Source organism: Aestuariivivens sediminis (assembly GCF_022662105.1).
Taxonomy (GTDB): domain Bacteria; phylum Bacteroidota; class Bacteroidia; order Flavobacteriales; family Flavobacteriaceae; genus Aestuariivivens; species Aestuariivivens sediminis.
The window spans coordinates 705,246-719,180 of record NZ_JAKMCP010000002.1; the positions used below are offsets into that span (position 1 = coordinate 705,246).

Annotated in this window: 11 protein-coding genes; 7 read left to right on the forward strand and 4 right to left on the reverse strand. The window is 35.1% G+C overall.

The genetic code is table 11. The annotated features are described in order from the left end of the window. The first annotated feature begins 108 nt into the window (after positions 1 to 108). From MR054_RS07270 to MR054_RS07290, 5 genes are all read left to right on the forward strand, one after another. Positions 109 to 1,878, forward strand: a complete 1,770-nt coding sequence (locus MR054_RS07270) for an arylsulfatase (RefSeq protein ID WP_242157207.1) — start codon at positions 109 to 111, stop codon at positions 1,876 to 1,878. Between the two features lie 4 nt (positions 1,879 to 1,882). Then, positions 1,883 to 2,875 carry a transporter gene (locus tag MR054_RS07275; RefSeq protein WP_242157209.1) on the forward strand — a complete coding sequence of 331 codons (993 nt, stop codon included), beginning with the start codon at positions 1,883 to 1,885 and terminating at the stop codon, positions 2,873 to 2,875. Between the two features lie 189 nt (positions 2,876 to 3,064). Beyond that, complete coding sequence (locus tag MR054_RS07280; protein WP_242157211.1) at positions 3,065 to 3,595, forward strand: DUF4136 domain-containing protein; 531 nt, start codon at positions 3,065 to 3,067, stop codon at positions 3,593 to 3,595. Positions 3,596 to 3,600: 5 nt separating this feature from the next. Further along, positions 3,601 to 4,494, forward strand: a complete 894-nt coding sequence (locus tag MR054_RS07285) for a DUF6268 family outer membrane beta-barrel protein (protein WP_242157212.1) — start codon at positions 3,601 to 3,603, stop codon at positions 4,492 to 4,494. A gap of 10 nt (positions 4,495 to 4,504) precedes the next feature. Beyond that, positions 4,505 to 4,846, forward strand: coding sequence for a DUF983 domain-containing protein (locus MR054_RS07290; protein WP_242157213.1), 342 nt, complete (start codon positions 4,505 to 4,507; stop codon positions 4,844 to 4,846). A gap of 123 nt (positions 4,847 to 4,969) precedes the next feature. On the opposite strand, the gene MR054_RS07295 is transcribed toward MR054_RS07290, so the two are convergent. The 4 genes from MR054_RS07295 to MR054_RS07310 form a co-directional block, all read right to left on the reverse strand. Then, positions 4,970 to 5,761: a GIN domain-containing protein gene (locus MR054_RS07295; RefSeq protein WP_242157214.1), complete on the reverse strand. Its 792-nt coding sequence runs from the start codon at positions 5,759 to 5,761 to the stop codon at positions 4,970 to 4,972. A gap of 19 nt (positions 5,762 to 5,780) precedes the next feature. Continuing rightward, a complete protein-coding gene (locus MR054_RS07300) occupies positions 5,781 to 8,126 on the reverse strand; it encodes a TonB-dependent receptor (protein ID WP_242157215.1) in 2,346 nt (781 codons plus the stop codon). Further along, positions 8,123 to 8,953, reverse strand: a complete 831-nt coding sequence (locus tag MR054_RS07305) for a CPBP family intramembrane glutamic endopeptidase (protein WP_242157216.1) — start codon at positions 8,951 to 8,953, stop codon at positions 8,123 to 8,125. Before MR054_RS07305 ends, MR054_RS07300 begins: the two co-directional genes overlap by 4 nt. Before the next feature lie 165 nt (positions 8,954 to 9,118). After that, the gene (locus tag MR054_RS07310; protein WP_242157217.1) at positions 9,119 to 10,243 is read right to left on the reverse strand and encodes an AraC family transcriptional regulator; all 1,125 of its coding nucleotides are present in this window, start codon (positions 10,241 to 10,243) and stop codon (positions 9,119 to 9,121) included. 390 nt (positions 10,244 to 10,633) lie between these two features. On the opposite strand from MR054_RS07310, the gene MR054_RS07315 reads away from it, so the two are divergent. Beyond that, positions 10,634 to 13,135: a TonB-dependent receptor domain-containing protein gene (locus tag MR054_RS07315; RefSeq protein WP_242157218.1), complete on the forward strand. Its 2,502-nt coding sequence runs from the start codon at positions 10,634 to 10,636 to the stop codon at positions 13,133 to 13,135. A 373-nt stretch (positions 13,136 to 13,508) separates the two neighbouring features. Further along, positions 13,509 to 13,931, forward strand: a complete 423-nt coding sequence (locus MR054_RS07320; protein ID WP_242157219.1) for a DUF6090 family protein — start codon at positions 13,509 to 13,511, stop codon at positions 13,929 to 13,931. The last annotated feature ends 4 nt before the right edge of the window (positions 13,932 to 13,935 follow it).

Sequence of the window (13,935 nt, forward strand, 5' to 3'; positions counted from 1 at the left end):
TGGGAAGACTAAAAACCCCCTTGGGAAATCCTTGCTAGTGTTTATGTGCATCCGTTAATAACATTGTATCAAAATTTAAAATAAATACAACCAAATAATTTAAACATCATGAAAACAAATCAATTAAAATCACAAACATTTTCTTTGCTGGTATTGGTCATCCTTCTTCTGGGAGCTAAGTCATATGCTCAGCAGAAAACAGAAGACAAACCGAATTTCCTTGTTATCGTTGCAGATGATATGGGCTTTTCAGATATGGGGGCTTTCGGGGGAGAAATAAGTACCCCCAACTTAGACAAAATGGCCGAAGAGGGTACTCGTTATACCAATTACTATGTTGCTCCAACATGTTCCCCTACAAGGTCGATGTTAATGACGGGTATTGACAACCATTTGGTGGGGCTGGGAAATATGTATGAGTATCCAGCACCAAACCAACTCAATGAAAAAGGTTATGAAGGGTATTTAACCAACGATGTGCCAACGGTGGCAGAAATCTTAAAGGAGAACGGTTACCATACTTATATGGCCGGAAAATGGCATTTAGGAAAGGATAAAGAGCATATCCCAGCCGCACAGGGTTTTGAACGTTCATTCTCCATGTTATCTGGTTCTGGCAGTTATTTTTCATTCAACGGTCCAGATGAAGATGCCACCCCTAATCATTTTGTTGAAGGAGAAACTTATTTGAATGAATTACCAAAGAATTACTATGCAACAACAACCTTTACTAACAAAATTATTTCTTATATCGATGAGAATAAAGAGGACGGAAAACCATTCTTCGCTTATTTGGCACATCAGGCACCCCATGACCCATTAATGGCTCCTGAAAAATACTTGAGAAAATACAAAGGTTTCTTCGACAAGGGTTGGGATGTCCTAAGAGATGACCGACTTGAGAACATGGTGAAAATGGGCATTCTATCAGAAAAAACAGAGATGGGAGAGCGTTTATGGTACGTGCCTGGATTCGATAAGTTAAAGCCAGCTTCGCAAGTTGTGACCGCCAGAAAAATGGAAGTATATGCTGCGGTATTGGATTATATGGACATGGAGATTGGGCGATTGATGGATTATCTGGAAAAAAATGACCTAAAGAAGAACACTTATATCGTATTCTTTTCGGATAACGGTCCAGATGTTAACGATAAAGCCTCAACTTACAAAAAATACCCAGCTACTGCCGCAGCGAATTGGATGGCAAAAACGTACATACACGGTTTCCAAAATTGGGGAAGAGCTGAGTCCTTTACGGCATATGGTCCTTCTTGGGCACAAGTTTCGACTGCTCCATTTTACGGATTTAAGTACACGACTTACGATGGGGGTATAAGGTCCCCTTTAATAGTGATTTCACCCCATCAAAAAAATAAAGGTTCAATCAACACCGAAGCCATTCTTCATGTTAAAGATATTGCACCAACATTTTTAGAGTTGGCCGGTGTTTCGCAATCAGACCTCAACACATCAATAAAAATGCAAGGGAAATCATGGGTAGATATGCTACATCAAAGAGTCAAATCACCCAGAACCGAAAATGACTATTTAGGAACAGAACTGTGGAATGCCAAATCCATTAGAAAGGGCGATTGGAAAATAGTAAATGTTCCTACACCAATAGGTACTGGTGAATGGCAACTATTCAATGTAAAAAATGACCCTGGTGAGCGTTTCGATTTGGCCCTGGAAAATCCAGAAAAATTGTCTGAGCTTAAAGCGGATTGGGATGAATATAAAATGGAGAACAACGTCATCCTTCCCAATAGAACCACTTACGATGGAATGGAAGATAAATTACCTCCAAGACCACCCGTATATGCTCCAGATTTTGGAAGAGGTAGCGAACTAATAGAGAACATTAACACTAAACAATAAAATCATGAAAAAAATAATATTAACATTCGTCTTAATGGTCATTACTTGCAATATTTATGCACAGTTGGATGGACCTAGAACCTATTGGGCATTACCTAAGAATCTGAACATTCTTAGTGCCCACGCAATCAATGGCAACGCAAATGCATCTTTGAATAATCTAACATTTGTTAACCCAAGTATCGTAGCAGAAAACAATTTATATTTATTGACCTATACCAGAAGCCAACCCATTTTTGGTCGGACCTTTTACTCCACCTTATTTTTACCAGCTGGAAATATAAATGCCACAGTAAATATAGACCCACAGGGGCCAGCTGCAACATCAGAAACGTTTTTTCAACATGGACTTGGAGACATCGTATGGTCTAATACCATAAACATTTTTGGAGCAGAGGGATTAATGATTAAAGACTTTTTGAGACATGAAAATCGGACTCTTGTTTATTTTCAATCGGCTATTACTTTTCCGACGGGGCAATATGAGGAAGGCAACCCTATAAATATTGGCAGTAACCAATTTAAATATAAGTTTGGCTTACCTATGGTGCAACATCTTGGTAAATTCGTTGATGGTCAACGTTTATCACTAGAGGTTTTTCCTTCCTATACTCTAATTGGAGATAATAAGGATTTTCAAAACCAAAAGGTCAATCAAAAAGGAATGTTCACGATTGAATCGCATTTAACAAAGGACATAACTTCCAAAGCGTTCATGTCGTTGGATTATTCCTTTATGAGTGGTGGGGGTGCAGAATTTATTTCAAATGATACGGGTATGGTAATGAAAGAACAGGCGGCTCAAAATGTCCATTTGATTGGAGCCACTGTCAACTTTAATATCAATGACAGATTGAACCTTTTCCTAACCCATAATCAAACATTCTCTTCTGGTAATGATAATGTGTCCTTAGACGGAACAGTAACAAAACTTACTCTAAGCTGGAGTTTTCACGATTTCCAGGAAAAGTTCAAAAGCTTTATAGAAAGTAATTAATAGGCAAAATTTCATGTTAGTTTAGTTTGATATTTAGTTAGTTTGGTTTGAATAGCAGCTTCCATTTGGAGCTGCTATTTTTTATTAAAACGTTAGGAAGTAAAACTGTTACGATGGGAAGATATTACGTGTAAAACCCTGATTGCTGGTATACTTTTGAACCATATTAACAAATCAAAATTTTAAATTATGAAAGTATTAAATTTTTTATTCGCAGCACTTTTTTTAATCACTATTACAAGCTGTAGCAGTGCAAGAAGTACAACTCGACAAGGTGTAGATTTGCAACAATACAGGTCTTTCACCTTAGTTGATAATGATGACACCTATCTGCCTCAGATAAGTAAGTTACACAAATCTCAAATTGAAGATGCCATTACATCTGAAATCAAGAAAATTTCGCCTGAAAATTTAGGGGTAACTGGAGCCGATGTTTTAGTAAACTACTTTGTAGTGGTCGATACAAAAACAGACGTTCAGACCTACAATGACTATTACAGCCGTAGATGGAGAAATCTTCCCATTAATGTTGAACTTACTTATTACAAGGAAGGGACATTAATTGTAGATATGATTGATGCCAAAACAAATAAAACCATTTGGAATGGCTCAACCTCATCCGTGGTCACCAGAAATTCAATGGAGGTGGAACGCACCATCAATAAGGCCGTGGCTTCATTGTTTGAACAATTCCAAAAAGATAGAACTCCTAAAAGCTAAGAGCAATGAAGACTATATTTAATATACTAGCTATCTGTTTTTTAACGATAACTAGTCTAAACGCTCAAGAAAAAGTCGACCTGTTTGGGATTAGTTTCATACATAATCCAGGAGTAGGCTTGATGGACCCAGCCAATGAGAATTTGGAATCCATTGACTTAAAAGTAACGGAGTTGGACGCTTTTATAAAGTACCCTATTAAACTTGGAAATGATAAAACCGTATTGGTAAATGCATTGAAATGGCACTTTGTAAAAGCTCCATTTGATGATTTGCCAAATGAAAGAAGCTTTGAGGCCAATTTACATTCCATTCAATACGATTTTATGATTATGCACAGACTGTCCCAGAAATGGCAATTACTGGCAAGTCTAAGACCCACATTAGCTTCTAATTTTAAAGATGGAATCAGTTCGGATGACTTCTTTTTCCAAGGAATGTTGGGCTTCAAATATATAAGAAATGAGTATATGAATTATGGTGGTGGAGTATCATATACCAATGGTTTTGGTGAACCAAATCTGGTTCCTGTTTTATTGTTCAACTACCAAACAGAAAAAATTAAAACCGAAGTAAAAGCACCAATCTCCTTAATTTTTACTTACTCAGCTAATAAAGCCATATATGGATTTCAAGCTAAGCTAGATGGGGGTCAATATCATTTAGCTAGTCAAGAAGGTGATGGAACAATCATAATTAATAATGAGACCGTAAAGTTTTCACGATATAATCTTGGGCCAACACTAGGCTGGAAAATAAATGACTCATCACGTTTTGAGGTATCAGCTGGTATTTCATTAAAGAGAACCTTAAAAGTTATAGATATTGATGGTCTGGAATCGGACTATGATTTGAAAAATGGATTGTTTTTTAAAACCAGCTTCATCTTCGGTAAATAAACCTATTCTTATGAAACTAATCAATATATTAAAAAATAAATGTCCAAACTGTTCAAAAGGAGAAGTGTTCACAAACCTATACAGTTTGGGCATACCGAAAATGAATGATTCTTGTAAAAAATGCGGTTTGAATTACACCAGAGAGCCAGGGTTTTTCTGGGGAGCAATGTACGTAAGCTATGCTTTGGCCGTAGCTGAAAGCATAGTAACATTTATTATTTCTTCCTTCTTTTTAACAGAACTTTTTGATCTTAAAAAAATAATGGTTATTGCTATTGTCCTGTTACTATTGGCTCCCTTAAATATGAGATTTTCAAGAATTATTTGGTTATCCCTATTTAAGAATTCTTAAGTCAAATGTGTCGAAACGCTCTTGAGGAAATACTTCAGATGTTATTGCCATTAATAAATATAACCAAAGAAGCTCCAAGGAAATTCCTTGAAGACTTCTTTCTGTAAAGTTTTCTATTTAAGTCTAGTTTGCATTGACAACACTTCCAGAACCAGTAATATCAGTATTAATAGTTGGTGTACCCTTGTAATATACGTTACCGCTGCCTTCTATTTCGACATCTAGATTAGTTGAACAAGTTACCTCTACATTACCTGAGCCTTCAATTTCAACGGCACAATGATTTACTATAAAATGAAAGCCGAGTATATTTCCTGAACCTTGATTTCTAATAGTTAAATCATTTGAAACCCCATTAATTTCTATATTGCCTGTCCCTTCATTCTCTATTGAAAAAGTGCCATTATTATCAATGTCATTAAGGACCACATCTCCTACCCCCAAATTTTTTAGCCCATTCAAATTGACTACCTTAATATTAGCTTGAATACTAATCCCCCTGTAATTATACTGTTCATCCAAATACAGATGTAATTCATTATTGTAAACTCTTGTTCTAACCTCACCAATGATATTATCATCTGAGGTTATTTCTATGGACTGTATTGGCCCTTGCGTAACCGTTAAGTCAATGACACCCTCACTCTTAATATTTGTAAAGGAATCAACGGTTCTAGTTTCTGTAGTCAAATTTCCAGAACCGAAAAGTGTGTCGTCATCAGAACACGATGTAACACATACCAATAGCATTAATATTGGTAACATCATTAAATTTTTCATTTTTAGTACTTTTAAGTTTAATTCTTGATTTAATTTTAGCCATGGTATCCATTGAAAGTTTATAGGAGTCCATTCGTTTTCTGATTGATTATAATCATGACGATTGTCAATTGTTTTTGTTTCTCTTGTTTTCATTTTATAGTGGTGTTAAATATTAAAATTCAATTTTATAGCTGAAGCTAGGTATCATGATGGCACTGTATTCTTGTTCTACAGCTTGTTTTGAGGTGTTAAAAATATCCTTGTCAAATTCTTCTGCTAAGCCACTATTGAAAACCTGTATTGACCAAATTGAAGCATGTTTAGGCTTGTTCTTTCGGTATGAAAGGGAAAATGATGTTATTGGTGTGTTTCGATGTCTTTTTGAAAAAGAAATCGCTCCATTGGTTTCACCATAAACCACATCTTGATTATTGATAGAACTTGGTAAGTCAATTGCCTCTACCCTATTTCCGCCCAAATAATTGAATCTTACATTGGCATTTAAGGTATTGTTCTTATGTTCCCCTACCTGCCACTCTTTACCAATTAAGGCATTCATCACAAAGTTTTTGTTATACCTGGTATTGCGCTCAATGCCGTCATTAGCCGTATATTTTGAATCAAAAACAGATGCCGTAAAGAGATAGTACAATCCCTTCCTTAAATAGTGTTCCAGTGTAAAATCAATACCCACATTTCTACCTGTTCCTTTGCTGATTAACACCTCATTGAAAAACAGATTGTCTTCAACATTTAAGGTACTCACATAAGAATCTGGTGAAACTGGAATATTATTGAGGCTTTGATAATACGGCTCGATTGCAAGTCTTATATTTTTGAATGGGGTTGAATTGTAAGACAAAACCAAATGATTGGATTTCATCAACTTCAAGTCTTTGTTTGGCTGTTTGCCAAATTCATCCTGAATAAAATAGGTTTCCAAGGACTCCATTCTACTATGTAATCCATAGGCTAAAGCCAAATCATTTTTATTGTTGAGTTTATAACTTATAGCTACTCTAGGTTCGAAAGTGACCTCTTTATTCAATTGGAAATACTGTGCATGAAATCCCGTGTTTAATGTGAATTTTGGTGATATTTTAAATCGAGATTGGCTATACAACTGAAAATGTAAGGACTGACCTTTTTCATCTATAATATTTTCAAGAGTAGAGTTTGCTGTTTGTGTGTCATTAATATTCAGATTATATCCTAGGCTGTTAATATAAACACCTGTTTGATTGTAGTGCTTGTCACTGAAATACGTTCTCAAACTAGATTGCAAGGTTAGCTTATAGCTGTCTTTTCTGGCATTGGAGACTTCACTTTCGCTAAGGTTATCATCTAAATATTGTTCATTAAAGGATAGTCCTCTGCCTGAGAATGCCAATGTAGAATTGAGGAAGGATTTTGAACCTACAGCAATCTTATGGTTTAACCCCGATGCAAACAGATATTGAGACAACTGTGAACGCTCCCTATCTTCCTGAGATTCCCATTCTTCCATATCAAGAGCCTCGGTATCCACAGAGTCATATGCACCTATCCCCCAAAGTGAAAATGTTCCTGATTTTTCAGTTGGGATCTTTATTTTATAAGACAAATCCTGATACTTTAGTATCCCAGCATCATCTGGCAATAAAGAACCGATTAAGGCCAGTGTTGCGTATCTATAATTAAATAGGTAGGTAGCGTTATTTCCTTTTTTAAATGGCCCTTCGGATGCGAAATCCAGACCTAATATTCCCGCCTGAAAAGTATGTTCTCTTTCGGTTGTATTCCCACAACGCATATTGATATCGAAAACTCCAGAGGTTGCATTACCATATTCCGCTGGAAAAGCACCTGTATAGAAATCACTATTGCTCATAACATGACTGCTCAGTGCTGTTAAAGCTCCTGTTCCCACGATATTCAAATCTGCAAAGTGATTGGGACTAGGGATTTCAACACCTTCTATACGCCATAATAATCCAGCTGGAGAATTTCCTCTTATGGAAATACCGTTACTCTTGGTAGAGGGACTTGCAACACCAGCAAAGGATGATGCCAAACGGGCTGGGTCATCCAGACCACCTGCATAACGATTCGTTTCCTCTACCGTAAACTGACGGCTGCTTACAGATGCTAATTTATTTATTGGTTTATCCCTTTGTCTTTTTGGAACAAGCATGACTTCTGCAAGATTCGTTACCTGCTCTTGAAGTTCAATATTGAGTACAACTTGTTTTCCAGAGCTTACCAAAATATCATTGATAAGTAGTGTTTCATAACCCAGCATCGATACCTTGAAACTTTGTCGGCCAACGGGCACGTCTTCCATTATAAAATTGCCTTCAAAATCTACAATGGTTCCAATTAACGGCTCAGAGTCAATGAGTACAATATTGGCTCCTATTGTCGGTTCTCCAGTGGTTAAATCCTTAACCGTTCCTTTTACTGTTTGTGTAATACTTTGTGAATATGAAAGTCCACAAATGCATACTGTACAGATTAATGTTACTATTACTTTTTTCATGATTTGATAGTTTTTTGGTTGAAAAAGAATTTTTTGTCGTTATAAATGATATAGCAAGCAAAAGCAGATAAGAGAAAGGTCTGAAACACTTTACTCATGGGGTGAGTTGCAAAAACCTCATTAAAGTAGCCCGCTGCTATGTGAAAAATTATAGGTAGAATGATATTTCGATTGGCCTTGTAGTAAATCCAATTCATTATGATTACGAAAGGAAAAAGGCTTACAAAGAAATTCAGTGAATATATCCAGCCATCCTCCATCAAATTACTATGGTAGTACTCTTTAATACTTGCCAAAGGAAAATGCCATACACCCCAAAATAAGGCAAACAACAAGGAAGTTTTAAAAAGACTGAGCCTGGCTCTTAAACAATCCGTTCCATAAGAATGCCATGCCAATTCTTCCAAAAGTGGTGCAATAATGAGCATAAACCATACAGGAAACACCCCAGATGTAAACGAAAATGACTTAGCCAGTTGAAATTGCTCTATACTGTAGCCAAACAAAAGGGAAATGCCTTGTGCCAATAAAATGCTTATCGGCATTAACAAAAATGTGAGAACAATATAAGTGCTCCGGATTCCTTTGAAATTAAAGAATCGCAGCTTTAAATCCGAAAGCAAGGCTTTATTATTTCTTGAAATAAATAGTGCAATTACAATAGGTGCCAAAAGACCTATAAATGCCAAAATGCTTGCAGATTGCTGTGGTAGACTATTACTTGAATCTATATGACTGACATAACCGGCACTAAACCAAAACATCCAAGGAATGGCCACAGATAAACCGTAAAATAATGTCGCTTGATGATACATTTTGAAGTCCATAACTTCTGCTTTTGAAATAATTCTTGTGCAAATATTTATCAAAAACAGAGGCGTATCGCCCTAACGTGAACGTCTGAACTTTTTTGAAGTACAGTCCTATACGATTGGACTACTTAATAGTACATTAATTCGCTTTAAATCTTTGGAAGATGCTTTTTAGGGCTACTATTTTTTTAGCTTAGAAATGTACTGAGAAGGTGTAAGGGACTTGAATTTCTTAAAAACAGTATTAAAGGTGGATTTGGAATTAAACCCTGAATCATAGGCTAGACCCAGCAAACTAAAACTAGTGTCCTCCTGAGCTTTTAGAATAAACTCTTCTACTCTATACTTATTTATAAAATCATGAAAATTAACCTGTTCATACTGGTTTATAATCTGAGACAAATGATTCGTTGAAAGCGATAGTTCCTCAGCCAGCTCACTGATAGTGAGCTTATTGTTTAGATATGGTTTCTCTCTTTCCATGAAGTCCAATAATTCTTGATGTTTATCATTGGCAACCTCAACTTTAAGGCTGGATTTTTTATACTCACTTTCTGTTTTAACAAGCTCTCTTTCCTTAATGTTAGCACTAGTAAATAAGTCTTGCTGTCTTATGCCTGAATACCCAATAAAAACAATGAAGCCAACTAAGATAGAATAGAACAATATATCTGCATTAAAAGGAAATTGGAAACCAATAACTTCTCTTAAAACAGATACAATAGTTCCTACTATAAAAAATAAGCCTATGCCAATAATAGTATATCGCAACCATCTTAAATTGATTCGTGACGTATCTGAAAAATTCTCTTTTACTACTTTTTCTCTTTTTATAAGTTTTCTGTATGCCAAAATTGTATAGCTTATTCCAGAGATTATAAACCCTACTAGCATAATGGTTGCCAATGTGCCATTATAGTCATCCATTGCCCCTTTATAAACTTGAACTTTTTCTTTTGCCGAATAGAAAAAAAAGAAATGGGACATTAGTAAATAAGACATTAAAGTAGGGGCAAAATGTAGATAGTCAATTTTTCTTAGGCTCGATTCACTTTTGATGGAGTATAAAACATATAAGTATAAGAATGGGCCATACAAAAAAGGCAACGGAGCCGTTACACCAATAAGGTCAGGATAGATTTCCCAATAGCCTTTGTAAAACAAGAAATAACCTGTTAAATGAATTCCAATAACAAATAACCAAACGGCTAAAAGATTATCCGTCAGTACTTTGTTTTTCTTAGAGAACAAAAGAATTCCTAAAAAAATGGATAAAACTATTCCTATGTTTAAAACGAAACCCAATTTTTACTAGTGATGATAATATCTTTTATGGAAGACTAAAGATAATAATACCATTAATAAAAGTCTTAGTTTAAGGTGTTGCATTTTAAAAAGATTAAGAAAAAGGATTAAAAAACCCACCACCAACACCCACCACTAAGACATTTTCTATTTGTTAAGAAAGGAAACATTATTATGATAATTGATTTATAGGACTTATCTCTAAAAATTAATAGGTAAATACACTTTTTGTTGCATATATAATAAAATTATACTCCCTAGGGAGAATACCCATACGCTGTGCACAAACTTAAAAAAGAATTAAAAAACAACTTAATTGGACAATTTTTAAACCTATGACTAAAGAATAAAACTTAAATTCGCCCCCAATTTAAAATCATCAGTTATTAAATGAATAAAATGCCTAATGTTAGATTTATACGTATCCCAACAAAATGTATCCTTTACATAATTATTTTATTCAGTTCTAATATTGGTTCAGCGCAACTTACAGGTAAGATAGTAGATGAAACCAACACATCATTAGAATATGCTACAGCAGCCATTTATAACCAAGAAACAAATGCGTTAGTAACAGGAGCAATTACGGATATTAATGGTGTCTTTACTTTTGAAAATATAAAAAAAGGAAGTTATTATATTGAAGCTTCGTTTATTGGCTACGAAGTTAAATCCATTAAGAACATTACAGTTGCTGGTACAAATAAATCATTAGACTTGGGCACTATACAATTGCTATTGGGCAGCACATTAAATGAAGTTGTAATCCAAGGAGAACGTTCTTCAGTTATAAATAAAATAGACCGCCAAATTTTTGATGCCGATAAATTTAAAAGTGCTCAAGGTGGTTCTGGTGTAGATGTCATTCGAAATTTACCTTCGGTCAGTATCGATGGACAAGGGGAAATTAATGTAAGAGGAAGTTCAGGTTTTGTTGTATTACTTAATGGCAAACCAGTACAGGGTAATGCCGGTACATTAATGGCACAATTACCTGCAAATGCGATAGCGCGTGTAGAGGTAATTACAGCACCATCCGCAAAATATGACCCAGAGGGAAAAGCAGGTATTTTGAATATCATTACAAAAAAAGGTGCTATCGATGGCGCTTTTGGGCAAATAAACCTCAAAGGCGGTTTTCCCTCTATGGAAACTTATGGTAATGATAAAGTCCACCAGCGTTATGGTATAGATGGAACTTATAATGTCAGAAATGATCAATGGAATGTATCGTTAAGCGCCAATTACCAACGTAATGATTTAGGTGGTAGACGAGAAGGAGATGTCTTTACCATAATAGATGAGGTAAAGACACAGTTTCCATCAACTGGCGAACGCAGTTTTGATGAAATTAACTATAGTGGTCGTTTTAATGTCGACTTTACACCAGATTCTACCCATGTATTTTCGCTAGGTCTTTTTGCAGGTGAACGTAGTAAAGACAGATTGGCGGACATTGTATATTTTGACAATCACGCTGTTTCAGTTGCTGACAGCAATAACAGACTTTACACGTTTCAATATTTTAACCATAATTTAAGAGAACGTAAAAGTGATTTTGCCTTGGGTAGTTTTGATTACACACATACGTTCAGTAATAATTCAAAGCTATCCACGTCTTTCTTATACGAATACACGCTTTTAGGAGGTCCAACAGTAAATCAAAATCTAGGCTTTCCTGATAACTCTGTACTTTACCAAGATGAATACAATACAAATGACAATCCTTTACACGGCATTCGTTTACAGATAGATTATACTTTCAAACCATTTAAATCAGGCGTATTAGACGCTGGTTATCAATACAGGGATTTAAACCATACTGGCGATTTTGTTTATGAAAGAAGAACTGATTTCAATGATGATTTTGAGTTAGTTCCAGAGTTTTCAAGTGAAGTTAATTTAAAAAGAAGTATTCACGCCTTTTACAGTCAATTTTCAGGAAAAAGCGGCAAATGGGAACATACTGCCGGTGCACGAATTGAGATAATGGATAGAACGTTGGAACTGAAAGATAAGGCAAACACAATAGATGAAACATTTAAATATGATTTCACAAAACTGTACCCATCAGCATCCGTACAATATAGCATTAATGAAAAAACCAATATAAAAGCAGCTTATAGTAAACGTGTAGAAAGAACATCCACTTTTCAAATGAACCCATTTCCAGAACGTGAACATTCTGAAACTTTAGAACAAGGAGACCCGGAACTTAAACCCGAGTTTATTGATTTAGTTGAATTGAGTATAAATAAAAAGATTAAAGGTGGGAATTCTATTTTTGTGACTGGTTATTATAGAAATGTAAAAAATGTCGTAAACAGAGTAAATACAGTATATAACGATACTATTTTAAATAGAATCTATTCAAACGTAGGAGATGCCAAAGCAATTGGACTAGAATTGGGAGCGCAATTAAAGCCTACTGAAAATTGGAGTAATTTTATAGGAACCAATATTTATAACTATAAAATTGACGGAGAATTTGACAATAGACCGGTCAATTCCAAAGCAACTGTCTATTCTATAAATTTAAATTCAACATACAGTTTTTGGGAAAACGCATCATTACAATTTACGTTTAACTACCTCTCTGAAAGAATAACAGCACAAGGAGAAGATTCCAGGTTTTATTCACCAAACTTAACTTTTCAAAAATCATTTTTGGATAATAGATTAACAGCTACCTTACAATGGCAAAATATAGATATGGGAATGTTAAATACAAATGAACAGCGCATTACCACATTTAGAACAAATGAATTTTTTACAACAACCAACTATATTTATGAAGTAGATATGGTCTTACTCAATCTTTCATATACATTTAAAAATGGAAAGAATAAATCTAAATTTATAGACAGTGAATTTGGAGAAAGAGAGTTTTAAAATAAAGGGGGAACCTGTGCACAACAAAGAATTAAGTAAAAAACCCCACTACCATACGCTACCACCACCAATGTGATTTAATTTTTACAATCTTTGGAAAGCCTTGCTGTTACCGGGATTCTGTGAACTGAGAAGGGCGGCCAGTCCCGACTGCCAGTCACGCGCTCTAGCCAACTGAGCTACATCCCCATATACTGTATTTACAGGGCTTACAAGCGTTTAAAGGCCATTTGCAATGACCTTGCAAAAGGGTAATTACTTGCAAATCTTTGCAAATGCATACATTTTTATGCAAAACCCCACCACCAAAACCCACCACCATATTATTTTTTTTATCCTTAAATTGTAATTCATTTTGACCAACCAATAGCCAATGATAAAATTCTTTCGAAAAATTAGACAACGACTGCTCTCTGAAAACAAGTTTAGCAAATATTCGGTTTACGCAGTTGGAGAAATTATTCTCGTAGTTATTGGGATTTTAATCGCACTTCAAATTAATAATGCTAACGAGCAACGAAAAGAAAATGAATTTGAACTAAAAATCTTAAAAGAGATTCGTAGCAATCTTCAAACAGACCTAGAAGAAATTTTAGAGGACATAGGCTTAATGGAGGATATCAACAATGCTTGTTCAGTGGTCAAGAATTATATACTCACTCAAGATGAACCAAATGATACCTTATCTTATTATTCAGCTCATTTACGTGTTACACCTCATTTCAGTCCAATAGTTGGTGGATATGATTTACTTAAATCTGGAGATGTTGGAATAATTAAAAATGATAGTTTATGAAAAG